This is a genomic window from Thauera propionica (assembly GCF_002245655.1).
Taxonomy (GTDB): Bacteria; Pseudomonadota; Gammaproteobacteria; order Burkholderiales; family Rhodocyclaceae; genus Thauera; species Thauera propionica.
This window is the reverse complement of record NZ_NOIH01000002.1, coordinates 19,168-42,656: the sequence shown is the minus strand read 5'-3', so window position 1 is coordinate 42,656 and position 23,489 is coordinate 19,168. Positions and strand designations below refer to the sequence as shown.

The 23,489-nt window shown below is 69.5% G+C and carries 20 protein-coding genes; 9 read left to right on the top strand and 11 right to left on the bottom strand.

The genetic code is table 11. The annotated features are described in order from the left end of the window. Positions 1 to 15: 15 nt before the first annotated feature. The 5 genes from CGK74_RS00605 (at position 16) to CGK74_RS00585 (ending at position 4,908) form a co-directional block, all read left to right on the top strand. Positions 16 to 996: a FecCD family ABC transporter permease gene (locus CGK74_RS00605; RefSeq protein WP_094266739.1), complete on the top strand. Its 981-nt coding sequence runs from the start codon at positions 16 to 18 to the stop codon at positions 994 to 996. After that, positions 993 to 1,802 (top strand): ABC transporter ATP-binding protein, encoded by an 810-nt coding sequence (locus CGK74_RS00600; protein ID WP_094266494.1) that lies wholly within the window; start codon positions 993 to 995, stop codon positions 1,800 to 1,802. The genes CGK74_RS00605 and CGK74_RS00600 overlap by 4 nt, the downstream gene beginning before the upstream one ends. 10 nt (positions 1,803 to 1,812) lie before the next feature. After that, positions 1,813 to 2,607, top strand: a complete 795-nt coding sequence (locus CGK74_RS00595) for an ABC transporter substrate-binding protein (protein ID WP_094266492.1) — start codon at positions 1,813 to 1,815, stop codon at positions 2,605 to 2,607. Positions 2,608 to 2,727: 120 nt separating this feature from the next. Beyond that, a complete protein-coding gene (gene cobA, locus CGK74_RS00590; protein ID WP_094266490.1) occupies positions 2,728 to 3,576 on the top strand; it encodes a uroporphyrinogen-III C-methyltransferase in 849 nt (282 codons plus the stop codon). 36 nt (positions 3,577 to 3,612) lie between these two features. Next, positions 3,613 to 4,908 carry a cobyrinic acid a,c-diamide synthase CobB gene (locus CGK74_RS00585; protein ID WP_094266488.1) on the top strand — a complete coding sequence of 432 codons (1,296 nt, stop codon included), beginning with the start codon at positions 3,613 to 3,615 and terminating at the stop codon, positions 4,906 to 4,908. Between the two features lie 25 nt (positions 4,909 to 4,933). Here CGK74_RS00585 and CGK74_RS00580 read toward each other — a convergent pair whose 3' ends face one another. Further along, the gene (locus CGK74_RS00580) at positions 4,934 to 5,818 is read right to left on the bottom strand and encodes a LysR family transcriptional regulator ArgP (protein WP_094266486.1); all 885 of its coding nucleotides are present in this window, start codon (positions 5,816 to 5,818) and stop codon (positions 4,934 to 4,936) included. A 124-nt stretch (positions 5,819 to 5,942) separates the two neighbouring features. Here CGK74_RS00580 and CGK74_RS00575 point away from each other — a divergent pair, with 124 nt between their 5' ends. The 3 genes from CGK74_RS00575 to CGK74_RS00565 all read left to right on the top strand — a co-directional run bounded on the left by CGK74_RS00575 (position 5,943) and on the right by CGK74_RS00565 (position 8,174). Next, the gene (locus tag CGK74_RS00575; RefSeq protein WP_094266484.1) at positions 5,943 to 6,548 is read left to right on the top strand and encodes a LysE/ArgO family amino acid transporter; all 606 of its coding nucleotides are present in this window, start codon (positions 5,943 to 5,945) and stop codon (positions 6,546 to 6,548) included. Between the two features lie 103 nt (positions 6,549 to 6,651). Then, entirely contained in the window at positions 6,652 to 7,506 is an 855-nt protein-coding gene (asd, locus tag CGK74_RS00570; protein WP_094266482.1) for an archaetidylserine decarboxylase, read from the top strand. 233 nt (positions 7,507 to 7,739) lie between these two features. Next, complete coding sequence (locus CGK74_RS00565; RefSeq protein ID WP_094266480.1) at positions 7,740 to 8,174, top strand: CBS domain-containing protein; 435 nt, start codon at positions 7,740 to 7,742, stop codon at positions 8,172 to 8,174. A 30-nt stretch (positions 8,175 to 8,204) separates the two neighbouring features. Here CGK74_RS00565 and CGK74_RS00560 read toward each other — a convergent pair whose 3' ends face one another. From CGK74_RS00560 to CGK74_RS00535, 6 genes are all read right to left on the bottom strand, one after another. Then, positions 8,205 to 9,311 (bottom strand): HPP family protein, encoded by a 1,107-nt coding sequence (locus CGK74_RS00560; RefSeq protein ID WP_094266478.1) that lies wholly within the window; start codon positions 9,309 to 9,311, stop codon positions 8,205 to 8,207. Positions 9,312 to 9,414: 103 nt separating this feature from the next. Next, a complete protein-coding gene (locus CGK74_RS00555; RefSeq protein WP_094266476.1) occupies positions 9,415 to 10,713 on the bottom strand; it encodes an acetyl-CoA hydrolase/transferase family protein in 1,299 nt (432 codons plus the stop codon). 79 nt (positions 10,714 to 10,792) lie between these two features. Then, on the bottom strand, positions 10,793 to 12,727 hold the full coding sequence (locus tag CGK74_RS00550) for a sensor histidine kinase (RefSeq protein WP_094266474.1): 1,935 nt from the start codon (positions 12,725 to 12,727) through the stop codon (positions 10,793 to 10,795). Then, complete coding sequence (locus CGK74_RS00545) at positions 12,727 to 13,827, bottom strand: ABC transporter substrate-binding protein (RefSeq protein ID WP_094266472.1); 1,101 nt, start codon at positions 13,825 to 13,827, stop codon at positions 12,727 to 12,729. Before CGK74_RS00545 ends, CGK74_RS00550 begins: the two co-directional genes overlap by 1 nt. Beyond that, positions 13,824 to 16,067 (bottom strand): putative bifunctional diguanylate cyclase/phosphodiesterase, encoded by a 2,244-nt coding sequence (locus tag CGK74_RS00540; RefSeq protein ID WP_094266470.1) that lies wholly within the window; start codon positions 16,065 to 16,067, stop codon positions 13,824 to 13,826. The genes CGK74_RS00545 and CGK74_RS00540 overlap by 4 nt, the downstream gene beginning before the upstream one ends. Positions 16,068 to 16,268: 201 nt before the next feature. Then, entirely contained in the window at positions 16,269 to 17,813 is a 1,545-nt protein-coding gene (locus CGK74_RS00535; protein WP_094266468.1) for a DEAD/DEAH box helicase, read from the bottom strand. A gap of 412 nt (positions 17,814 to 18,225) precedes the next feature. Between CGK74_RS00535 and CGK74_RS00530 the strand changes: the two genes are divergently transcribed. Next, positions 18,226 to 19,251, top strand: coding sequence for a M48 family metallopeptidase (locus CGK74_RS00530; protein ID WP_240498581.1), 1,026 nt, complete (start codon positions 18,226 to 18,228; stop codon positions 19,249 to 19,251). Between the two features lie 13 nt (positions 19,252 to 19,264). On the opposite strand, the gene CGK74_RS00525 is transcribed toward CGK74_RS00530, so the two are convergent. The 4 genes from CGK74_RS00525 to cbiB form a co-directional block, all read right to left on the bottom strand. After that, positions 19,265 to 20,311, bottom strand: coding sequence for an MBL fold metallo-hydrolase (locus tag CGK74_RS00525; protein WP_094266465.1), 1,047 nt, complete (start codon positions 20,309 to 20,311; stop codon positions 19,265 to 19,267). 123 nt (positions 20,312 to 20,434) lie between these two features. Beyond that, complete coding sequence (locus CGK74_RS00520; RefSeq protein WP_094266463.1) at positions 20,435 to 21,373, bottom strand: cobalamin-binding protein; 939 nt, start codon at positions 21,371 to 21,373, stop codon at positions 20,435 to 20,437. A 59-nt stretch (positions 21,374 to 21,432) separates the two neighbouring features. After that, on the bottom strand, positions 21,433 to 22,422 hold the full coding sequence (gene cobD, locus CGK74_RS00515; RefSeq protein WP_094266461.1) for a threonine-phosphate decarboxylase CobD: 990 nt from the start codon (positions 22,420 to 22,422) through the stop codon (positions 21,433 to 21,435). Beyond that, entirely contained in the window at positions 22,415 to 23,359 is a 945-nt protein-coding gene (gene cbiB, locus CGK74_RS00510) for an adenosylcobinamide-phosphate synthase CbiB (protein ID WP_094266459.1), read from the bottom strand. Before cbiB ends, cobD begins: the two co-directional genes overlap by 8 nt. Positions 23,360 to 23,489 lie beyond the last annotated feature (130 nt).

Below are 23,489 nucleotides of genomic sequence, written 5' to 3'. Positions count from 1 at the left end.
GGGGGCCGGGTCCTGATGCGGCCCGGCCGCCACCATCCCACGCTGCTCGCCGCCGGCCTGTTGTCGGCGGCGGCGCTGGCCTTGCTGTGGGCGCTGGTGGCGGGTGACATGCCGATCGGGCTGTCCGAGGTGTTTGCTGCGCTGGGCGGCAGCGAGGGCATGGCGGCGGACATCGTGCGCGAGCTCCGTCTTCCCCGCGCCGTCGCCGCCTTCGTCTGCGGCGGCCTGCTCGCCACCGCCGGCGCGCTGATGCAGGTGCTGCTGCGCAATCCGCTGGCCGATCCCTACATCCTGGGCATTTCCGGCGGCGCGGCGGTGGGCGCGCTGGTGGCGCTCACGCTCGGCGCGGCCTCGATCTGGGTCGATACGCTGGCCTTTGGCGGCGCGCTCACCGCGATGCTGCTGGTGTTCGGCCTGGCGCATGGCGACGGCAGCTGGACGCAGACGCGGCTGCTGCTGACCGGCGTCATCGTTGCCGCCGGCTGCGGCGCGGCGGTGACGCTGATGCTGGCGCTGGCGCCCGATACGCGGGTGCAGTCGATGCTGTTCTGGCTGATGGGCGATGCGAGTGGTGCCGCGCGGCCCTGGCCGGGGCTGGCGGTGCTGGTGCTGGGCCTGGCCGCGGTGATGCCGTTCGCGCGCGACCTCAATGTGCTCGCGCGCGGCGAGTTGAACGCGCGCGCGCTGGGCGTCAGCGTACGCAAGCTGCGTATGGGCCTGTACGTGCTGGCCTCGCTGCTGACCGCGACCGCGGTCACGCTGGTGGGCTCGGTGGGCTTCGTCGGCCTCATCATTCCGCACCTGGTGCGGCTGGTGCTGGGCAACGACCAGCGTGTGCTGGTCCCCGCCGCCGCACTGGCCGGCGGCACCTTGCTGACGCTGGCCGACACCGCGGCGCGCACCGTGATCGCGCCGCAGCAGCTGCCGGTGGGCGTGCTCACCGCGCTGATCGGCGTGCCGGTGTTCCTGTTCCTGCTCGCGAGGCACCCGCGGTGAGCGCCACGCGCACCGACGCGGTGCCGCTGCTGGAGGCCGAGCGCCTCGCGCTGCAGGTGGGCGAGCGCTGGCTGTGCTGCGAGTTCAGCCTCAGTCTGGCGCCGGGCGAATGCCTGGCGTTGCTGGGCCCCAACGGCGCAGGCAAGACCACCCTGCTGCACACCCTGGCCGGGCTGCGGGAACCCTCGGTGGGGCAGGTGCGGCTGGGCGGCCTGCCTTATGCGGCCTGGTCGCCGCTGGAGGCTGCGCGCTTCCGCGGCCTGCTGCCGCAGCAGCAGCCGGATCACTTCGCCGCCTCGGTGCTGGAGACGGTGCTGATCGGCCGTCACCCTCACCTCGGCCGCTGGGGCTGGGAGACGACCGAGGACGAGGCCATTGCCCGCCAGGCGCTGGCCGATGTTGGGCTGCAGGGCTTCGAGACGCGCGACGTGCTGACGCTGTCCGGCGGCGAACGTCAGCGCGTCGCGATCGCCACCCTGCTGGCGCAGTCGCCGCAGCTCTTCCTGCTCGACGAGCCGCTCAACCACCTCGACCTGCACTACCAGATCGCCACGCTCGAACTGTTCCGCACCACCGTGCGCGGCGCGAACGCGGGTAAGGCGCTGCGGCATGGCGCGGTGATGGTGCTGCACGACATCAACCTCGCCGCCCGTTACGCCGATCACATCATCCTGCTCGACGGCCGCGGCGGCGTGAAGGCGGGCGACCGCGACACCGTGCTGCGCGCCGACCTGCTGAGCCAGGCCTTTGGCCATCCGCTTCGCCGCCTCGAAAGCGAAGGGCGGGTGGTTTTCCTTCCGGATTGAGATTTTCATCATGAAACACACTTTTCGCCACCTGCTGGGCGGCCTGCTGCTCGCCCTGGCCCTGCCGGCCGCTGCGGCCTGCCCGCGCATCGTCAGCCAGTCGCCTTACATCACCCATGCGCTCGACTGGCTCGGGCGGGGCGACTGCATCGTCGGCGTGTCGCGCTACGACAAGCGCGATCTGCCGCGCACCGGCGGTGTCAAGGACCCGGACGTCGGTGCCATTGCCGCGCTGAACCCCAACCTGGTCGTTGTGTCGAAGGGTACTGATCCCGCCCTGCTCGACATGCTGGAGCCCGAGGCGCGCATCCTGCAGGTCGACGGCTTCGATTCGATGGCGGAGACCGAGGCGATGCTGACGAGTCTGGCCGAGGCAGCGGGCGTGACCGACGGCAAGGCGAAGGTCGCCGCCTACGCCCGCGAATGGCGTGCCCGCGCGGCGGCGGTGAAAGGCGGCGGCAAGCGCGTCCTGGTGATCTCGGCCTGCTCGGCCCAGCCCTATTCCTTTGGCCGTGGCCATGTGGTGGGCGATGCCTTCGCCCACGCCGGCTTCGAGGTCGTGGAGACCGCCGAGCGCATCCGCCACCTGCGCCCCGGCGAGGAGATCCCGGGCATCGTCGCGGCGGTCGAACGCTTCAAGCCCGAGCTGCTGTTCTCGCTGACCCCCGAGAATGCCGAGACCTGCAGCGCCGAACTCGGTCTCGTGTCGGTGCCCGTGGTCGGCCTCGAAGGACGGCATTTCTTCCATCCCGGCCCGGCGCTGCTGACCGGCCTTGCCCAACTCGCGGAGCAAGCCAAACAATGAGCGAACAGGATCGCGACAGCCGCGCGTGAACTGGTCGAGACCGACGTCCGGGGCGATTGCAGCGGACATGCGTGGCGCCGCTTTCAGACTCCATCAAAACGCAGATACGAAAGGTGCCGTATGAGTCTCCCCGATCTTTCCAGCTTCCGCCCCGGACCGCTTCCCGGCCACGTCTATCTGGTCGGCGCCGGGCCGGGCGATCCGGAACTGCTCACGCTGCGCGGTGTGCGGCTGGTGGCCGGTGCGGACGTGATCGTGTACGACAACCTCGTCGCGCCGGCCATCATCGACCTCGCGCCTGCCGCGTCCGAGCGCATCTACGTCGGCAAGAAGGCGGCCGACCACACGCTGCCGCAGGACGAGATCAACGCGCTGCTGGTGCGTCTGGCGCGGGTCGGCAAGCGCGTGGTGCGCCTCAAGGGCGGTGACCCTTTCATCTTCGGTCGCGGCGGCGAGGAGATGGAGGACCTGCTCGAAGCGGGCATCACCGTCGAAGTTGTGCCGGGCGTGACCGCGGCGGCGGGTGTGGCGGCCTATGCGGGCATTCCGCTGACGCACCGCGATCATGCGCAGTCGGTGGTGTTGACCACCGGATTCATGAAGGACGGCGCACTCGATCTCGACTGGCCGCTGCTGGCCCACCGCGGCCAGACCCTGGTGATCTACATGGGCGTGTCGCGCCTGGCGGAGATCTGCGCCCAGTTGGTGGCCCACGGCCTGCCGGCGACCACGCCAGCGGCGGTCATCGAGCGCGGCACGACGCACGCCCAGCGCGTGGCCAGGGCCGACCTCGCTACGCTGGCCGACGAGGTGCTGCGCCAGGGCATCCGCCCGCCCTCGCTGACGGTGGTGGGCGACGTCGTCAGCCTGTATCCGCGCCTGACCTGGTTCCAGCCGGGCGAACCACCACCGTCCTCGCCGCTGCCGCATGCCGGCTGTGCGATCGTGCATTCGAACAACAAGGATTGAGCCGTGCCCGAATCGAACACCCCGTCAGCCCCGCCCATGAACGCCGTGCGCTGCCCCGCGCTGTTTGTCGCCGCGCCCGCGTCCGGCCAGGGCAAGACCACCATCACCGCCGCGCTCGCGCGCCTGCACACTCGGCTCGGACGCCGGGTGCGGGTGTTCAAGTGCGGGCCGGATTTCCTCGATCCGCAGATCCATGCGGTGGCGAGTGGCGCGCCGGTGCATAACGTCGACCTCGGCATGTGCGGCGAGGAGGACATCGCCTGGCGCCTGCATGCGGCCGCGTGCGAGTCCGACCTGATCCTGGTCGAGGGGGTCATGGGCCTGTACGACGGTGCGCCCTCGGGCGCCGACATCGCGCGCCGTTTCGGCATCCCGGTGATGGCGGTGATCGATGCGCGGGCGATGGCGCAGACCTTCGGTGCCGTGGCCTACGGGCTGGCACACTACCAGCCCGGCCTGCCGTTTGCCGGCGTCCTCGCCAACCACGTGGGCAGCGCGCGCCACGCCGACATGCTGCGCGCAGCGCTGCCGGACGGCATGCGCTGGTTCGGCGCGGTGATGCGCGACGCCGATGCCGCGTTGCCCGAGCGCCACCTGGGGCTGATGCAGGCCGAGGAGATCGCCGACCTGGGCGAGCGTCTCGACCGCCTGGCGGACCATCTGCTGCAGACCGGGGCAGCCGAGTTGCCGCCCGCGGTCGAGTTTCCCGCCGTGCCGGCGCCGGCCGTTCCGCCGCTGCTGGCCGGCAAGCGGGTCGCGGTCGCGCGCGATGCGGCCTACGGCTTCATCTACCCGGCCAACCTCGATACCTTGCAGGCGCTTGGGGCCGAACTCGCCTTCTTCTCGCCGCTGGCCGGCGACACCCTGCCTGCGACCTGTGATGCTGTGTGGCTGCCGGGTGGCTACCCCGAACTCCATGGCGAAGCGCTGGCCGCGAACACGCGCTTCTGGCACGACCTGCGCGCCCATGTCGCTGCGGGCAAGCCGCTGCTGGCAGAGTGCGGCGGGCTGATGAGCCTGCTGCAGAGCATTGTCGACAAGGCTGGCGTCGAACACGCCTTCGGCGGCCTGCTGCCCGGTCGCGCGGTGATGCAGAAGCGGCTCGCGGCGCTGGGCATGCAGGCGGTCGACCTGCCGCAAGGGCGCATGACCGGCCACACCTTCCATTACTCCAGGACCGAGACACCGCTAGCGCCCTGGCTGCATGCGCAGGGCACCGACGGCAGTGAGGGCGAGGCGGTGTATCGCCTCGGGTCGATCACCGCGTCCTACGTGCATTTCTGGTTCCCGTCGAAGCCGGCGGCGGTAGCCGCGCTGTTCGGCGCCGCCTGAGCGCACGAGCGCGCAGGTGCGGCGTTCAGCCTGTGAGCGCCCGTCCGGCCGCCTCGCCGATCGCCTTTGCCAGCCGCGCCATCACCGGCGACTGCACCTGCCAGTGATGCCAGTACAGCACCACGTCCTCGCGCTCGGGCGTCAGGTCCACCAGCTCGCCGCGCGCCAGGTGTTCGCGCGCCTGGACCTCGGGAATGAAGCCGTAGCCCAACCCGGCCACCGCGAAGGCCATGAAGCCCTCGGACGAGGGCACGACGTGGTGCGGATACTGGCCGGCGTCGAGCCCGAAGTGGCGGCGCAGGAAGGCGTCGTGCATGTCGTCGTGACGGCCGAAGACGATCGCCGGCGCTTTCGCCAGTGCGCTGCGGGTGAGGCCGTGCGGAAACCAGCGCGCGCGGAATTCGGGCGAGCCGGCGCACAGATAGGGCATCACGCCCAGGCGCTCGGCGGCACAGCCGCGGATCGGGTCGGGGCGGGTGGACACGCAGCCGAGCACCTCGCCATCGGCCAGCAGTGCGTGGGTGTGGTCCTGGTCGTCGACCACGCAATCAAGCACCAGGTCTTCCTCCTTCACGACCTCGGCGACCGCGCCGATGAACCAGGTGGCCAGCGAATCCGCATTGACCCCGACCGCGAGCCGCAGCGGGCCGTGCGCCTGGCGCGGCGCAAGCGCGCGGCGCGCCTCGCTCTCCATCAGTCGCAGCTGGGCCAGATAGGGCAGCAGGCGACGACCCGCCGGCGTTGGCCGTACCGGCTTGCTGCGCACCAGCAGCACCTGGCCAAGCTCGGCCTCGAGCAGCTTCACGCGCTGCGAGATGGCGGACTGCGTCAGCGCCAGCCGGCGCGCGGCGCGCTCGAAGCTCCCTTCCTGCAGGACCGCCTCGAAGGCGATCAGGCGGTGGTCGATCATAAGAAAAAATGGAGTGAATAGAATTAAATCGATTCTACTTAATCGCCAGCGCCTCCGGGCCTAGCATTCCGACCTGCCGCGCCGTCGCTGCAGGCGGCCGGCCATAACAACAACGGAATGCATCATGAGCCACGTCTACTTCAACGGATTCCTGCTGACGCTGGGCCTGATCATGGCGATCGGGGCGCAGAACGCCCACGTGCTGCGCCAGGGACTGCGCGGCGAGCATGTGCTGCTGACGGTGTGCGTGTCGGCGCTGTGCGACATGCTGCTGATCACGCTCGGCATCGCCGGCCTGGGCAGCCTGTTCGTCGCCAGCCCGGACCTCATGGCGACGGCGCGCTATGGCGGCGCGGCCTTCCTGCTGTGGTACGGCACGCGTGCGCTGCGCTCCGCCTTGCGTGGCGGCCGGGCAATGGATTTCGCCGAACACGCGCGCATGTCGCGCGGCCAGGCGCTGCTCGCGGCGGCCGGCTTCAGTCTGCTCAATCCGCATGCCTACCTGGACACGGTGGTGCTGCTCGGCTCGGTCGGCAGCCAGCAGGCCGAGGACCTGCGCCCGCTGTTCGCCGCGGGCGCGATCACGGCGTCTGTCGTGTGGTTTGTGGCGCTCGGCTATGGCGCCCGCCTGCTGGTGCCGCTGTTCGCCAGACCGGTTGCGTGGCGCGTGCTCGACGCGCTGGTGGCCCTGATGCTGTGGGGGATCGCTGCCTCGCTGCTGCTGGCCTGAACGGCGGCCACGGCTCCCGCGGCCGTGCGGGAACCGTCCTCGCCCGGGGCGGGTCGGATGATGGCGCTATAATTCGCCGTCCTCATTTCCGCTGGATCACGCCGTGTCCGAACGCCTTACCGTCGCCCTGCAATACGCGCTTCCCAAGCACCTGCTGACCCAGTTCGCCGGGAAGCTTGCCGGCCTGCAGGGCGGCAAGGCGACGACCGCGGTGATCCGCTGGTTCATCAGGCGCTACGGCGTCAACATGGACGAGGCGGCAAACCCCGACCCGGCCAGCTACCCGACCTTCAACGAATTCTTCACCCGCCCGCTGCGCGAAGGCGTACGGCCCTTCGCCGAGGCTGACTACCTGTGCCCGGTCGACGGCGCGATCAGCCAGTTCGGTCCGATCGAACGCGACCAGATCTTTCAGGCCAAGGGTCACTTCTACACCACCACCACGCTAATCGGCGGCGACCGCAGCCTGGCCGCGCAGTTCGAGGATGGCGAGTTCGCCACCCTCTACCTCAGTCCGCGCGACTACCACCGCATCCACATGCCCTGCGATGGTCGCCTGACGCAGATGATCTACGTGCCCGGCGAGCTGTTCTCGGTGAATCCGGCCACCGCGCGCGGCGTGCCCGGCCTGTTCGCGCGCAACGAGCGCGTGGTGTGCGTGTTCGAGGGGGAGGCCGGCCCCTTCGTGATGGTGCTGGTCGGCGCCACCATCGTCGGCAGCATGGCGACGACCTGGCATGGCGTGGTCAATCCGCCGCGCCAGTCCGACATCGAGAAGCACGCCTACGCGGCCGGCGAGGTCGCGTTGCGCCAGGGCGAGGAGATGGGGCGCTTCCTGCTCGGTTCCACCGTGGTGATGCTGTTCCCGAAGGGCACGATGCGTTTCGCGTCCGACTGGGCGGCGGCGCGTCCGGTGCGCCTGGGCGAGGCGATGGGGCAGCGTCCGCCGTCGGCCTGAGCCCGGCCACGCACCGGCGCGGGGCGCCGCCGCGGGCGGATGCACGGCGAGGGTGCGTGCGCAGCCCCGGATGCTGCGATGCAGCACTTCGGCATGGTCATCGAACTGAAAGAAAGATGAGATAAAACAGTGGCTTGGGCGCGACTTTCCGATCTTCGGCAAGTGCGTTCAAGTTGGCACGATTGAAGCTTGGCTTTCCGTGCCTTTCCACAATAAGCATCAGGAGACAGATCATGCCCAGCCGTCCGATCCACCAGATCCTTGCCGACCGCCCCTTCGTCTGCGTACCGGCCGAAATGCCGGTCAGTGCCGTCACCCGTCTCATGAACGCGCAGGAGCGCAGTGCCGCACTGATCGTCGAGCATGGTGTGCTGACCGGCATCTTCACCGAGCGCGATGCCACCTTCCGCGTGCTGGCCGCAGGTCTCGATCCCGAGACCACGACGGTCGGCGCCGTCATGACCCACAACCCGCAGACGCTGACCGAGGACAAGCCCTTCGGCCACGCCCTGCACCTGATGTACGAGAACGGTGTGCGCCACGTTCCGGTGGTGGATGCCAACAAGCGTCCGCTCGGCGTCGTCACCGCGCGCGACGCCCTGGCGCTGGATGCGCTCGACTTTGGCGCCGAACTGGTGCGACGCGAGGAGATCACGGTCATCCTCTGAGGCCCCCGCGGGCTGCACGCGCCCGTGGCGCTAGCGGCCCGCGAGCGCCTGGTCGAGCCCCGCCTGGAACAGCGCGGCGACGAGATCGGACTGCGTCAGTATGCCGACGACGCGCCGGTCCGCCTCGACGATCGGTACCTGATGCAGGCCGCGGTCCGAGAAGACCGGGACCAGTTCGACGATCGCCCTGTCGGGGCTGGCGCAGAACACATCCTGCGTCATCACCTCGCCCACCGTCCGCCACGGCATGTCCTGCGCGATGAGGAAGTCGTGCAGGGTGATGATGCCGACCAGCCGTTCGCCCGCCTGCACCACGGGCAGCGCCTCTACGCGATGATGAGCGAGCTGCGACCAGGCGACCTCGAGCGTGGCGTCGGGTGTGATCGTGACGACGTCGCGTGACATCACGTCGGCGCAGCGCATGTCGCCGAAGCGCCGACGCCAGGCGCGCCGTTCGGCGGCGAGCAGGATCTCCTCGAGGTCGGCGCGGCTGATGTCGATCATCTCGCCGCGCTCCTCGAGCACCGCCTGCAGGTCGTCGGGGCGAACGCCCAGCCGGTCGCTCGGTGGCCTGTCGGCGGTGTGGTGGGTGCGGGCCGCGGGCTTTTCCGCGATCCGCTGCGGGTAGCGCCGGCGCATGGCGGCGTTGAACAGCAGTGCGATCAACAGCAGCAACAGCGAGTTGAGCAGGACGGGCACGAGCGCGAACCCGAAGCCCAGCGCCTCGACTTCCGGGCCCCCGATCACGGCGGTCAGCGCCACCGCGCCGCCAGGCGGATGCAGGCAGCGGAGCTGGAACATCAGGACGATGGCGAGGCCGGCGGCGAGCGCCGCGGCCAGCGCCGGGTCGTCGATCCAGCGGGCGCAGGCGACCCCGGTCAGCGCCGACAGCAGGTTGCCGCCGACGATGGACCAGGGCTGTGCGAGCGGGCTGGCGGGCACGGCGAACAGCAGCACGGCCGAGGCACCCATTGGTGCGACGAACCACGGGACGGACGCGCCCAGGACGCTGCTGCTCACGATCTCCGTGGCCAGCAGGCCGAGGAGCGCGCCGATCCCGCTCAAGGTACGTTCGCGCAGGCTGACCGGCAGCGGCGCCGGCCAGAAGGTCTTCAGCCAGTCAAGCAGGGAGGGCACGAGATGTCCCGGTCAGGAAGGTGGCCGGGTGAAGCGGGACAAGGGGATTGGATTCTAGCGCGGCCCGCGTCCTGCTCCAAGGTGGTGCATGCCCTCGGCGGCGTCAGGCGAGGTTCAGGCGCTTCGCCGCCTCGCGCAGTTCGCCACGGAAATCCGGGTGGGCGATGCCGATCAGTGCTTCGGCGCGCTGCTTGGCGGTCTTGCCGCGCAGCTGGGCGACACCGTACTCGGTGACGACGTAGTTGATGTCGTTCTTGCTGGTGGTGACATGGGTGCCCGGCGATAGCACCGGCGCGATGCGCGACACGGTCCCGTCCTTGGCCGTCGACGGCAGCACGATGAAGGCCTTGCCGCCGTTCGAGCGGTTGGCGGCGCGCACGAAATCCACCTGGCCGCCGGTGCCCGAGTAGGGGACGTGGCCCAGGCTCTCCGAGCCGCACTGGCCGAGCAGGTCGATCTGCAGCGTGGCGTTGATGGCGCACAGCTTGTCGTTGCGCGCGGCGATCCAGGGATCGTTGGTGAAATCCACCGGATGCATCTCGATCGCCGGGTTGCGATGCAGCTTGCGGTACAGGCGGTTCGAGCCGAGCGCGAAGGTGGCGACCGTCTTGCCCGGCATGAAAGTCTTGCGGCGGTTGGTGACCGCGCCGGATTCGATCAGCGACAGGATGCCGTCGCCGATCATTTCGGTGTGGATGCCGAGGTCGCGCTTGTGCTGCAACTGCATCACCACCGCGTCCGGGATGCCGCCGTAGCCGATCTGCAGCGTGGCGCCGTCGTCGATGAGGTCGGCGACGTACTTGCCGATGGCTTCCTGCACTGCGCCGATCTGCGGCAGGCCGACTTCGAACAGCGGTTCGTCGCTCTCGACCAGGCCGGCGACCTGCGATATGTGGATGTGGCAGTCGCCGTTGGCGAAGGGCACGTTCGGATTCACCTCCAGTACCACCACGCGCGCGCGACGGATCGCTGCCATGGTGTAGTCGGGCGCCAGCGACAGGCTGAAGTAGCCGTGCTCGTCCATCGGCGAGGCCATCGACACGACGACGTCGGCGGGCGACAGGCCGCGGTCGATCAGCATCGGCAGTTCGGAGAAGTAGGCGGGGACGTAGTCCACCCAGCCCGCCTGGCCACCGGCCCGGGTGGCGCCGCCGAAGAAGTAGGCGTCGTGGCGGACGTTGGCGCGTGTCTCCGGATCGAGGTAGGCGAACTTGCGCAGCGGCAGGATCTGGCTCACCGCCACGTCGCGCAGCGCGTGGCGGCGGTCGGACAGGGCATGCAACAGCGCGGGCGGCTCGCCGACGCCGGTGGGTACGACGACGGTGTCGCCGTCGCGGATCATGGAAACCGCATCCGGGGCGGTCATGCGTTTTTGCTGGTACAGGGATTCCGGCGTGCTCATGCTGTCTCCGGGCGCGGTTTCTCGGTTTGGTATCGCCCGGATTATAGCGTGCACCATACCGGTGCGTATGGCGGTGCGCCTAGACTTCGTGGATGTCGCCTGCCGCCGCGGCCGGCGCGACGGCAGGCAGTCGCAGCCGGAAGTGTGCGCCCTGGCCTTCGGCGCTATCGACCTGCAGCGAGCCGCCCAGCACGTGGGTCACTGCGTTGTAGGCGATATGCAAGCCCAGGCCGGTGCCGCCGCGTCCCATGCGCGTGGTGACGAAGGGGTCGAAGATGCGTCCGATCAGCCCGGCCGGGATGCCTTTGCCGTCGTCCGTCACGTCCACTTCGATCATGCCGTCGTCCGCCAGGCGTGCGGCGATGTGGACGTGGCCCGCGTCGCGGCCGTCGAAGGCGTGAAGCAGGGCATTGTTGATCAGGTTTGCGAGCGTCTGGCCGAGCGGGCCAGGGTAGCTGTCGAGCGCCAGCCCCGCGGGCACGTTCGTCGTCAGCACGTAGGGCGTGCGCTTCAGGGACGGGCCGAGCGTGACTGCGATTTCTCCGACCACCTCGGCGAGCTCGAAGCGCCGGCGTTGCGAGCTGGCCTGGTCCACCGCGACCTGCTTGAAGCTCGTCACCAGGTCGGCCGCACGGCTCAGATTGCGTGCGGCGATGTCGGTGGCCTGCTCGACGCTGCCGAGCAGATGCTCGAGGTCGGAGCGACGCAGTCCCTCCTGCATGGTGCGGCGGAACTCGCGCGCCTGGTCGCTCAGGGTGCTGACCGCCATCAGGCCGTTGCCGATCGGCGTATTGAGCTCGTGCGCCACGCCGGCGACGAGGCCACCGAGCGCGGCCATCTTCTCCGCGCGCACGAGTTCGTGCTGGGCCTGCTCGAGGCGGGCGAGGGTATTCGACAGCGATTCGTTGCTCTCGGCCAGCGCCTGCGTGCGCTTCTCCACCCGGTGTTCCAGTTCGACGTTCAGCTCGCGCAGCGCGCCGGCCATGGATTCGAGGTCGGCAGACAGGGCGTTGAGCTCGGCAATGCGGCCTCGCGGCCAGCGTCCGTTGCCGCCCTGCGCCGTTTCGCGGGCCTGGGCGACAATGCGGTCGAGGGGAGCCGCCAGTTGCTGCGCCCAGGTGGGCGACAGGAAGATGCTGACGAGAATCGCGACACCGAAGGCCCCGATCACGATCAGCACCGTGCTGAGCACGCGGGGGTTGTCCAGGCCCGCCGGCGTCGTGGTGACGAAGTGCCAGTGCAGCGCTTCCGAATAAGCCACGCCGGCGTGATAGCGTTTGCCGCCGAACTCGAGGTCTGCGGTGCGTGCTTCCCCGTCACCGGCCGCTTGCAGGATCGGAAGCCCCTTCAGGTTGGAACGCCCTGCCCGCGGACCGTTGCCGGTCTCGATCATGACCTCGCCCCTGCTGTCGAGCACCCATAGAGGCGGCGCGTACTTGCGTGCGAGCATCTTCACGGTGTCGAGCACGCTGGCGAGCGGGACTTCGCCGATCAGCACGTGGTTGGGGCCCGCTGGCGTGGCCAGGCCGACGGTCAGGTTGCCCGACAGCGCGGACAGATAGGTGTCGCTCCACTGGCGCTGTCCCCGGTCGATGACGCGCCGGAACAAGGGCGTGGCTGAAAGATCGCTACCGAGGATGTCCCCGCGGAAGATTTCGACGTTGTCGCCCAGCCCGGCGGCCACGACCGTGCCGTCGCGTGCGACCAGATACAGGGCGTGGATGCCGCGTGTGCCCTGTGCCATCTGTTCGAGCAGCGCCTCGAACTGCGAAGGGGAGAGCCGCGCATGGGTGTTGGCGAGGACATCGAGCCGCGACTCGATCCCGCCCAGCAGAACCTGCACGTGGGCCGCGTACTCGTTGGCATGCAGCTGCACCTCGCGCTGGTTCTCGGCCTCGATCACCGGGATGCGCAGCAGCAGTACCGCCGCGCTGACCAGGAAGACCGTGATCAGCGTCGTCACGATCATGATCGCGACAATGAAGCTGCGCAGCTTCCACTCGCGCGCGGCCATCAGCGCACCAGTTCGAAGCGGCCGTCGCGGATTTCGGCGAAGAAGATGTCGCGGTAGCTGTCGCCGAAGCGGTCGAAGCGGATCTCGTGCTGCAGGCCGGGGTAGGGGGCGTTGTCGAGGATCGCCTGCTTGAGCGGCTGGCCCCTGCCGCGCTTCGCCAGGGCATCGAACAGCACGATCGCCGCATCGTAGGTAGCGATGGCACTGTAGCCGGGCTCGCGCTGGAAGCGTGCGCGGAAGGCGTCGCGGAAGGCCACGAAGCGGGGGCTGGTGTCCTCCCGGTTGTGCGACTGGGCGAGCAGCATGCCTTCGACCGCGCGGCCACCCAACTCCAGCAGCTGTTCCGTGGAGGCCCATTCGACTGCGCTCAGCGGCGTATCGGCCGAGAGCTTGCGCACTTGCTGCGCAAGCCGGGCGACGTCGACCGCTGCCGCGATGAACAGGATGCCATCCGGAGAAGGCGCCTGAAGCCGTTCGGCGACCTCGCCAAACGGCGTGTTGGCCGCCGAGGTGAACTCGACCCTTGCGACCAGCTCTCCGCCCTGGCCCTCATAGGCGGCTGCCAGCTCGGCAAGCCAGGATTCGGTGAAGGCGCGGTTGCGCACGTCGTAGGCGACGGCGAGGCGCTTCTGGCCGCGCGCCAGCAGGACCCGGGCGTAGTCGCGGGCGTTATCGCGCGTGGTCCGGTTAAGCCGGATCAGCATGTCGTCCTTGCCGGCAAAGTCGAGCGCCGTGATCACCGGGCTGAGCAGCACAACCCCGGCACTGTCGGCCAGCGGCAGGACCGCGGCGGCCATCGAACTGGTGTAGGGGCCGACGACGACCTCCGGCTTCGCCGCGAGCAGTTCGCTCATCGCCTTGCGTGCCGTGTCGGGGTCCTGGCCATCGTCACCGACCACGAGCTCGAGCGGGCGGCTGTTGATGCCGCCTGCAGCGTTGCGCTGCTCGATGGCGAGGATCAGCGCGTTGCGACCGGACTCGCCTGTGTCGTTCGTGCGCTCGGACAGGCCGCCGATGAAGGCGATGCGGATTGGTTCGTCGGCACCGCAGGCGGCCAGCAGCAGCGCAAGCAGGGCGGTCAGTAGCGTGCGCAGCCTCATGCGTGCATCTCCTTGCGGGTTTGAAGCCAGCCGAGCAGCTCCTCGAACGGCATCGGGCGGGCGTAGAGGTAGCCCTGCACTTCCTTGCACCCCAGGGCTCGCAGGCGCTCGGCCTGCTCAGGCGTCTCCACGCCTTCGGCGACGACGCCCATGCCCAGGCATTGGCCGAGGGGGACGATCATCTCGGCGATGCGGCCGCCCGAGTCGGCGCTGTCGAGCTGGCCGACGAAGCTGCGGTCGATTTTGAGCCGGTCGACGGGCAGCTTGTCCAGGTACGACAGCGACGAGAAGCCGGTGCCGAAGTCGTCGATCGCCAGCTCGATGCCGCGCGCCTTGATGCCGGCGAGCAGGCCCGACGCGCGTGCGACGCCCATGACTGCGACCGATTCGGTGATCTCGAACTCGAGCCGGCCCGGTGCGATCGGGCTGCGCGCCAGCAGGGCGTCGAGTGCCTCGAGATAGGCCGGATCGCGCAACTGCACGGGCGACACGTTGATCGCCATGCGCACATCGCCATGTCCCGCCTCGGCAAGGCGTGCCCGCGCTGCCAGCGCCGTCTGCAGCACCCAGGTGCCGAGTGCGACGATCAGGCCCGAGCGCTCGGCAACCGGGATGAACTGGTCGGGTGGTACGAAGCTGCCGTCTTCGCGACGCCAGCGCAGCAGGGCCTCGACCCCCACAGCGCGGCCGGACTCAAGCGACACCTGCGGCTGGAAGGCGAGAAAAAGCTGGTTCCGCTCGAATGCCTGGTGCAAGCCATGCAGCAGTCGGATGTGGGCGCGACTTTCCTCGCCGATGTCGTGTGAATACCACTGCTGCGCGCCCTGACCGAGCGCCTTGGCACGCTTGAGGGCGATGGAGGCGTTGTTCAGCACCTCCATTCCGTGCCGGCTGCGCCCTTCGCCGCGGGCGAACCCCATGCTCACCGAGACCAGGCGTTCGATGCCTTCGACATCGAACGGATGCTCGAACAGTGGGCACAGGGCGGCGCCATCGACCATTGCCGCACGGCCCAGCACCGCGAAGGTATCGCTGGCGATGCGGGCGATCAGGCAGTCGGCGGGCAGCGCGCTGCGCAGGCGATCACAGATGGCGGCGAGCAGGCGGTCGCCGTACACGTTGCCGAACATGTCGTTCGTCTCGGCAAACTGGTCGACGTCGATCAGCACCAGGGTGTGCTCGGCAATGCAGCCACCGTGGATGAGATCGTCAAGGCGCTGGATCAGCGCCGAGCGGTTGGGCAGGCCCAGCAGTGCGTCGACGAAGGCGGTATCGCGCAGGCGGGCGACCAGTTCGACGTTGTCGGCGCAGAGCGAGATGTTGGTGCAGAACACCTCGAGCAGGCGGCGGTCGACCTCGCCCAGCGGTTCGGGCGAATCGACAAAGGCAGCGAAGCGGCTACCCTCGCGGCCGTTGAAGCACAGCGTGACGCTGCGCTGGGTGACCAGGTTGCGCTGCTCGCGCAAGGCCTGCGTCAGGTTGGCGACGATCTCCGGGTCCTGGATCTCCGACACCGGGTGCTGGACGAGGTGGCTGAAGCAGCCCGCCGCCGCGATGATGAGCAGGTGCTCGGGCGAGATGTCGGCCGCGGGGTCGGTCAGGCTCGCGCACACCAAGCCTTCCGAGGGAATGCCGAGCAGACCGGCGATCTGCGTGATGACACCGGCGGCAAAGCCGGCCAGGCCGTCGCGTGCCATCAGGTCGTAGCTGGCGACGACGATCTGTTCCAGACCGCGCCGGCTCTCTTCGAGTCGGCAGAGCTGTGCGTACGAGCGGATCGCCGTTGTCAGCGTCGTGAACAGCTTGTGGCGGGTGAGCTCGCTCTTGGTCTTGTAGTCGTTGATGTCGTAGCGGCGGATCGTGTCGATCTCGGGCGCTTGGCCGGGCTGGCCGGTGCGCAGGATGATGCGGGTGTGGTGCAGGCCGAGTTCGTCGCGGATGCGTCCGACGGTGATGAGCCCGGCGTCGCTTTGCTCCATGACCACGTCCAGCAGCACGACGGCGACGTCTTCCTCGCTGCGCAGCGTGGCGATGCACCCGGTGCCCGAACTGGCATGCAGCAAGTGCAGCGCACGGCCCTCGATCTCGAGTCCGCGCAGGGCGAAGGCGGTGCTCTCATGCACATCGGGGTCGTCGTCTACGACCAGCACCTTCCAGGGCGGGCGACCGTTTCGAGGGGCGGGCGCCGAGCCCGGAGCATCGTCGAGGAAATCGAGAAGGTCGTCGCCGTCTTGCGTCATGTCGGGTAGGGCCCGCGAGCTGCACTGGATCGGAAAGGCCGAGCAAGCAAGCCCGGCACATGGCTCGGCCGGTGCCACGCTCGCGCGCGACCCCGGCCGAAATCCAGTGTAATCATTTACTCACGCGCTTCGCCAGCGTTGTCGACCTGGCGGCGTGGCGCCCTTCCCCAAGGTGAGCGGGGCAGGTCCAGCCGGCTCCGCTCAGCGGTTGCCGTCCCCCGGCTTGGCGGAGAACAGCGCGGCGCGCGGCGCAGGGCGACGGTCGCGGCCCTGGTGCGCTTGGCTGGCACCGGGACGGCGGTTGCCGTCCGCTTCGGGGCGACGCTGCTGGGCGCCGCGGTTGCCGTCCACCTCGGGGCGGGACGGCGTGATCCGGTTGCCATCCACCTCGCGGCGCTGGGTCTGGGCGGGGGCGCGATTGCCATCGACCTCGCCGCGCGGGCGTTGCGGTGCGCGGCCGCCAGGCTTGCCAGCGCCGGTGTTGCGTCCGCCGGTCGACGGCCGCTCGCTGGCTCGGCCCTGGCCTGCACGACCGCCGCCGCGGCGCGGCATGGGCTCACGCTGGTGATCGGCGTCGTGCGCCGCTTCGGCGCCGGCGCTGGGAACGAAGTCCTCGGCCACCGCGCGGTCGATGCGGCGCTTGATCAGGCGTTCGATGGCGGTCAGCAGCTTCGCCTCTTCGTTATCGACCAGCGAGATCGCGTTGCCTGCGGCTCCGGCGCGACCGGTGCGGCCGATGCGGTGCACGTAGTCCTCGGGCACGTTGGGCAACTCGAAGTTCACGACCTGCGGCAACTGGTCGATGTCCAGACCGCGAGCGGCGATGTCGGTAGCGACCAGCACCGGCAGCGAGCCGTCCTTGAACTGCGACAGCGCGCGCGTGCGCGCGGCCTGGCTCTTGTTGCCGTGGATCGCCGCCGCCGGGATGTCGTGCTTGCTGAGGTACTCGGCCAGCTTGTTGGCACCATGCTTGGTGCGGGTGAACACCAGCGCCTGGAACCACTGCTTTTCCTTGATCAGGTGGGCGAGCAGTTCGCGCTTGTGCTTCTGGCCGACCATGTAGACGGCCTGGTCGACGCGTTCGGCGGTGGTGTTGCGCGGCGCCACTTCGACCGTGCCGGGGTTGTGCAGCAGGCCATGTGCCAGCTCGCGGATCTCGTCCGAGAAGGTGGCCGAGAACAGCAGGTTCTGGCGCTTCTTCGGGAGCAGCGCGAGCACCTTGCGGATGTCGCGGATGAAGCCCATGTCGAGCATGCGGTCGGCTTCGTCCAGCACGAGGATCTCGACGCCGGACAAATCCAGCGTGCGCTGGCCGACGTGGTCGAGCAGGCGGCCAGGGGTCGCGACGAGGATGTCGACACGCTTCTTCAGTGCGCTGATCTGCGGGTTGATGTTGACGCCGCCGAACATCACCAGCGAGCTCAGCGGCAGGTGCTTGCCGTAGGTCTGCACCGACTCCTCGACCTGGGCGGCGAGTTCGCGCGTCGGCGTCAGGATCAGGCAGCGCGGGCGGCCCGGCGGATGCGGGTGGGCGTGGGTCTGCGACAGGATGTGCAGCAGCGGCAGCGTGAAGCCGGCGGTCTTGCCAGTGCCGGTCTGGGCCGCGGCGAGCAGGTCGCCGCCCGCGAGCACCTGCGGGATGGCCTGGGCCTGGATGGGGGTGGGGTGCGTGTAGCCCGCCTCGCCGATGGCGCGCAGGATGGGTTCTGCCAGCCCGAGGCTGGCGAAAGTGACTTGGGAATTCATTCAGTGGTTTCCGGCGCCAGGCCGTCGCGCTTCGTGGCGACACCAATCCGGACTGGCGGGAGAGATCCGTGGCAGGGTGCCGCCGGATCGTTGGGGGAACTGCCGCGATCGATCGGTCAACTCGCGGCGAACCGGCACTATAGAGGCTTGCTGCGGGGGAAGCGAGCATTTTGTGCAATGCAGCGCACGTCGGCCGACCGCTCGTCGTGGGGAGTCGCCATGTCACGGTCGATACCGGACCCAAGCTCAACTGACGTATAGTTACAAATTCGCTCTGAAGGCGTCATTCATGTCCCTCTCCGTCCGTCCCCGAAGGCTCTTTGCGCTGCGATTCAGGCTCGCCCGGCAATTGACCTTGGGTGCGTTGGCCGGCTTGGGCGCCTTCGCTGCACTGACGGCGGCATTTGCGGCCTTGACGCTTCATGCCCTGGGCAGCAGTTGGGCCGCCATCAATGCCGGAGACCCCGTCGTTTCCGGCCTCTGGAGCTTGCTGGCCGTGCTGGCGGGGCTCGCGACGTGTGCGCTCGGGGGGGTGCTGTTGAGTGCGCCGCCTCGGCCCGAGGGAATCCGCCTGCCGCGCAGGGCGGCCGAGGATCTGTTCGCCCTGCTCGACGACACGGCCGCGCGCCTGGGCATCGACCCGGTGCGCCATGTGTTCGTCACCGACCACATGAACGCCCATGTCGCGCAGCGGCCGCGCTGGGGTTGTGTCGGGCCGCTGCAGACCTGCCTGATGATCGGACTTCCGCTGGTTCACAGCCTGTCGCCGGCGCAGTTCGGCGCAGTCCTGGCTCACGAGCTGGCCCACCTGGCCGCGCAGCGGCAGGGTTGGGGTGGAGTCGGCGCGCATCTGCGGGCGTGGTGGGTGCGTACGATCGATCGTGCCGTCGATCGCTTCCCCTGGTTCGACGCGCCGCTCGAACGGATGACGCAGCGCTACTGCATCACGATGCTGCGCCTTGCGCGAATCGAGGAGTTCGAGGCCGATGCGCTGGCGGCGAGCCTTGTCGGTCATGGCCTGATGGGGGATGCCCTGGTCGAAGTGGGACTCAAGGCGCGCTTTCTGGAGCGCGACTTCTGGCCCCATGTCGATGCGCACGGTTCCCGCCGTCGTCGGCCGCGGCTGCGCCCGTATCGCGACCTCGCACTCGGCGTGCAGGCCGGCTTCACGCGCACGGTGTCCGAGCATGCAGTCGCGCTGGAAGAGGCCGGCGGCGAGCGCTTCGCCCTCCATCCTTCGCTGCACCAGCGCCTCAGCGCACTCGGCGTGCGTTGTCGCGTGCCCGAGGGTGAGGTCGTCTCGGCGGCTGAACGCTACCTGGCGCCGCTGCTGCCGAGCCTGGCCTGGGTGTTCGATCGCGCCTGGTGGCGCATGGCGCGCGAGAATCGCCGGCAGCGCCGCAATCGCGCGCGCTACGAGATGGTGCGCGAGGACTGAGCCCCGCCAGGGGTCAGAAGGCTTCCTTCTCCGCCTCGAGGTAGGCGAGGCTGACGTACTTGCCGATGTTCGAGTCGAAGCCTGCCGTGTCCGACGCCTTGCCGGCCACGCGTGGGTCCTTGAGCACGGCCCCGCGCGCGCTCGCCATGTCGCGCCCGTCCTCGACGGCCTTCACGCAGTTCTCGTAGATGCCCTCGAACAACTCTCGATTCCACTTCAGCACCTCGGCGCTGGCGTGGCCGTGTCCCGGCACCCAGATCTTCGATGGTGCACTCTTCTCCAGCGCGTCGTAGAAGCGGAAGGTGCCGACGTAGGAACCGTCGTCCATGTTGGCGATGCGACGGTCCATGGCGATGTCGCCGACGTGGGTCAGCGCGTCCTCGACCACCTCGATGCAGATGTCGCCCGGCGTGTGGGCGACACCGTAGTGATGGATGCGCAGCGTGACGTCGCCATAGTCGAAGCTCGCGCCGTGCTCGACCGTGTGGTTGGGGGCGACGATGCGCGTGCCCGCGGTGGCCTGGTTGGTCCATCGTTCCATCAGGCTGTGCCACATGCTGCCCTGCACGCCTTCGATTTCCTTCTTCGTCACCGGATGAGCGTAGATCGGCAGGTCCTTGCCGAAGGCATCCTCGAAGGCGTGGTTCGCGAGCCAGTGGTCGCCGTGGTAGTGGGTGTTGAAGATCGCCACCACCGGCTTGTCGGTGACGGTGCGGATCATGCGCAGCGCCATCTCACCGATCTGCACCGAGCCGCCGGGGTCCAGCATCACCACGCCTTTCTGCGTCACGACGAAGGTGATGTTGCTCATCATCCCCTGGTTCTCGGGGGTGGGAAAGCCGTCCTTGGACCAGATCATCCACACGTGCTCGGACAGGCGCTGGGGCGCGATGTCGGGCACGGCCGGGCCGCGGATGAAGTCATGCAGGTCGGCGGCGAAGGCCGACAGGTCGGCCCAGTTCGCAGTCAGGCCGACGCCGGCCGCGCCGGCAAGCCCCATCTGCAGGAAGCGCCTGCGCGAGATCGTGGTCGGGGGCGGGAGCGGGGTGGGTGTGCGCATCGGAGTCTCCTGCTGCGGTATGGAGCGAGTGCGCAGAATATTAACGAAAACTGATCGATCGTGCCGGATGCGTCCGTCGACGGGACGGCATCCGGCGTTGGGGCCGCGGTGGTGGGCCCTGCCTTACTGTCCGGCCGGTGCAGGCGCGTCGCCACGGCGCACGCGCACCGTCTCGAGCTGCTCGCACAATTGCGTGGCGCCTTCCAGGATGCGCGGCGTGTGGCGCTGCAGGATGTCGGGCGGGATGAAGAACAGGTTGCCGCCGGCATTGGCCCTGAGGTCGGGCCAGCGCTTCCACTGATCCAGCCATTCCGGGCGGGCGACGCCCATGCCGCTGGCGACGATGGCCTCCGGGTTGGCCGCCAGCACCGCCTCGACGCCGACGGTCGGGGCCAGCGTGCCTAGCTCGCCGAAGACGTTGCGTCCGCCGCACAGGCGGATGACGTCGGCGATCAGGTGTTCGTCGTTGACGGTCATCAGCGGCCGGTCCCAGATCTGGTAGAAGGTGCGCACCGGCGGGCGCTCGCGGTAGCGCGTGGCCAGTGCCGCATGGCGCGCGCGGAACGCCTGCGCAGCCTCGTTCGCCGTACCTTCCGATCCGGCCAGTTGGCCGATCTGTTCCATGCTGCGGGCGACGTCGTCCAGGCTGCGCGGCTCGTTGATGAACACCGGGATGCCCAGTGCACGCAGGCGGTCGAGGTGCGTATCGCGGTTGCCGCTGCGCCAGGCGACAACGAGGTCGGGGCGTAGTGCCGCCACCGCCTCCAGGTCCACCTTCGTGTAGCCGCCCACCTGGGGCAGCGCCTTCGCCTCCGGCGGGTAGTCGCTGTAGGCCACCACGCCGACGACCGCGGGTCCGGCGCCGGCGGCGAAGAGCAGCTCGGTGATGTGCGGCGCGAGGCTGACGATACGCTTGGCCGGCGCTTCCAGCCGCACCGCGTTGCCGGCGTCGTCGGTGAGCTCGATGGCTGCGTTTGCGGTCTGCGAAAGGGCGGCTGCGACGCACAGTGCGGAAAGGGCGAAGCTGCGGGCGGGACCGAGATGGCGTGAGGGTCGGTTCATTGCGTGGAGTCCGTTGAGGTTGTCGGGGACGGGCGTCGAAAGTCTTGCCCGCTCGTGTCTCACTGTTCCCTGAGGCATTCCGCCAGGGCCTGCTCCAGGCGCGCCCAGCCGGCATCGTCAGCCGGCAGGCCGAAACGCAGCGAAGCGGGCTGCTCGAACAGGCGGACGAGGATGCCGCGTCGCGCCAGCGCGTCGTGCAGCTGCGCGGCGTCGGCGCGCAGCACCGATTTGAACAGGGAAGGTCCGCTTGCGGTGCCGAGTCCTGCGGCGTTCAGCACCTGCGCGAGGCGCTCGCCCTCGTGGGCCAGCCGCTCGCGCATGGCTGCCTGCCAGACGGTATCGTTCAGGGCCGCGCGCGCGACGTGCCGTGCGGGCCCGCCGATCGTCCATGGGCCGAGGCGTTCCTCGAGCCGCGTGCGCATGGCGTGGGGACCGAAGACGAAGCCGACCCGCGCGCCGGCCAGGCCGAAGAACTTGCCCAGCGAGCGCAGCACCACCAGTCCGTCGGCGCCCGCGAGCGGGACGAGGCTGGCCGCCGGCGTGTCGTCGATGAAGGCTTCGTCCACCACCAGCCAGCCGCCGCGGGCAGCGAGGCGGGCGTGCCAGTCGAGCAGCCGGGTGCGCTCGAAATGTGCACCGGTCGGGTTGTTGGGCTGCACCAGCACGACGATGTCGCTCTGGTCCACCGCGGCTTCCGCGGCGCCGGTGTCGGCCGTGAAGAAGCGCGGCTGGCGCTCGCACCAGGCATGTGCATGTTCCGCGTAGCTCGGCGCCAGCAGGCTCACGCGTTCACCGGGCAGTACCGAAGGCAGGGACTGGATCGCGGGTTGAGAGCCGGCGACAGGCAGCAGCGCGGCGCTGCCATAGTAGGCCGCGGCCGCAGTCTCCAGCCCGTCGTCGTCCTCGGGCAGGCGGTGCCAGGCCGATGCGGGCACCGCCGGCACAGGGTAGGCGTGCGGATTGATGCCGGTCGACAGGTCGAGCCAGTCGTCCAGCGGAATGCCGTAGCGTTGCGCCGCGCGGCGCAGGCGGCCGCCGTGCTCAAGCATGAGGTAGTCCCGTGAAGTGCAGGATCAGCGCGACGCTGGTGGCGACGGCCAGCCACAGCAACGCGCCGCGGCGCACCAGCGCGATGGCGGCCCGGATCGAGCCGGCATCCGGTGCCGGTCCTTCGCCCAGCGGCGGCCGCTCCTCCCACTGGCCGTGGTAGATCGCGCCGCCGCCCAGCGCCACGCCGAGGGCGCCGGCGCCGGCAGCCATGACCGGGCCGGCGTTGGGGCTGTCCCAGGCCGGCGCCTGCAAACGCCAGCAGGCGAGTGCACGGCGGGTGTTGCCGAGCAGGGCGTAGGTCAGCGCGGTCAGACGCGCGGGCAGGGCGTTGAGCACGTCGTCGATGCGCGCGGCCGCCCAGCCGAAGCGCAGGTAGCGCGGTGTGCGGTAGCCCCACATCGCGTCCAGGGTGTTCGCCAGCCGGAACAGCAGCGCACCGGCGCCGCCGCCGAGCAGGAACCAGAACAGGGCGCCGAACACCGCGTCGTTGCCGTTCTCCAGCACCGATTCGGTGCCGGCGCGGGCGACGCCTGCAGGATCGAGTTCGCGCGTGTCGCGGCTGACGATCCAGCCCACGCGCTCGCGCGCGGCGGAGAGATCGCCCGCGGCCAGCGGCGTGGCGACGGCTTCGGCGTGCTCGGCCAGGCTGCGGCCGCCGAGGCTGAAGTAAAGCAGGGCGACATCCACCGGCCAGTGCGCCAGCGGATGCGCCGCCCTCGCCATCAGCGCCAGCCCCACCCACGGCAGCACTGCGAGCGCCCACGCCAGCAAGCCGGCGAGGCGATGCTCGCCGACGACGCGGCGCACTGCGTCTTCGACCGAGCGTGACCAGCGGCCGAAGCCGACCAGCGGATGGAAGCGGCGCACCTCGCCGAACAGGCGGTCGGCCAGCAGGCCGGCGGCGAATTTGGCGACGAGGATCAGGGCAAAGGACATGAACGGGAGGAGTCGAAATCGAAACGCGATGCTGCACTGCCGCGAAGGCGGCGCGGGCGTGGGGTGCCACTGTTGGACCGGTTCGCGCGCCTGCCTGTCTCCAGCGTTCGCGCTTACGGCCGCGCGATCG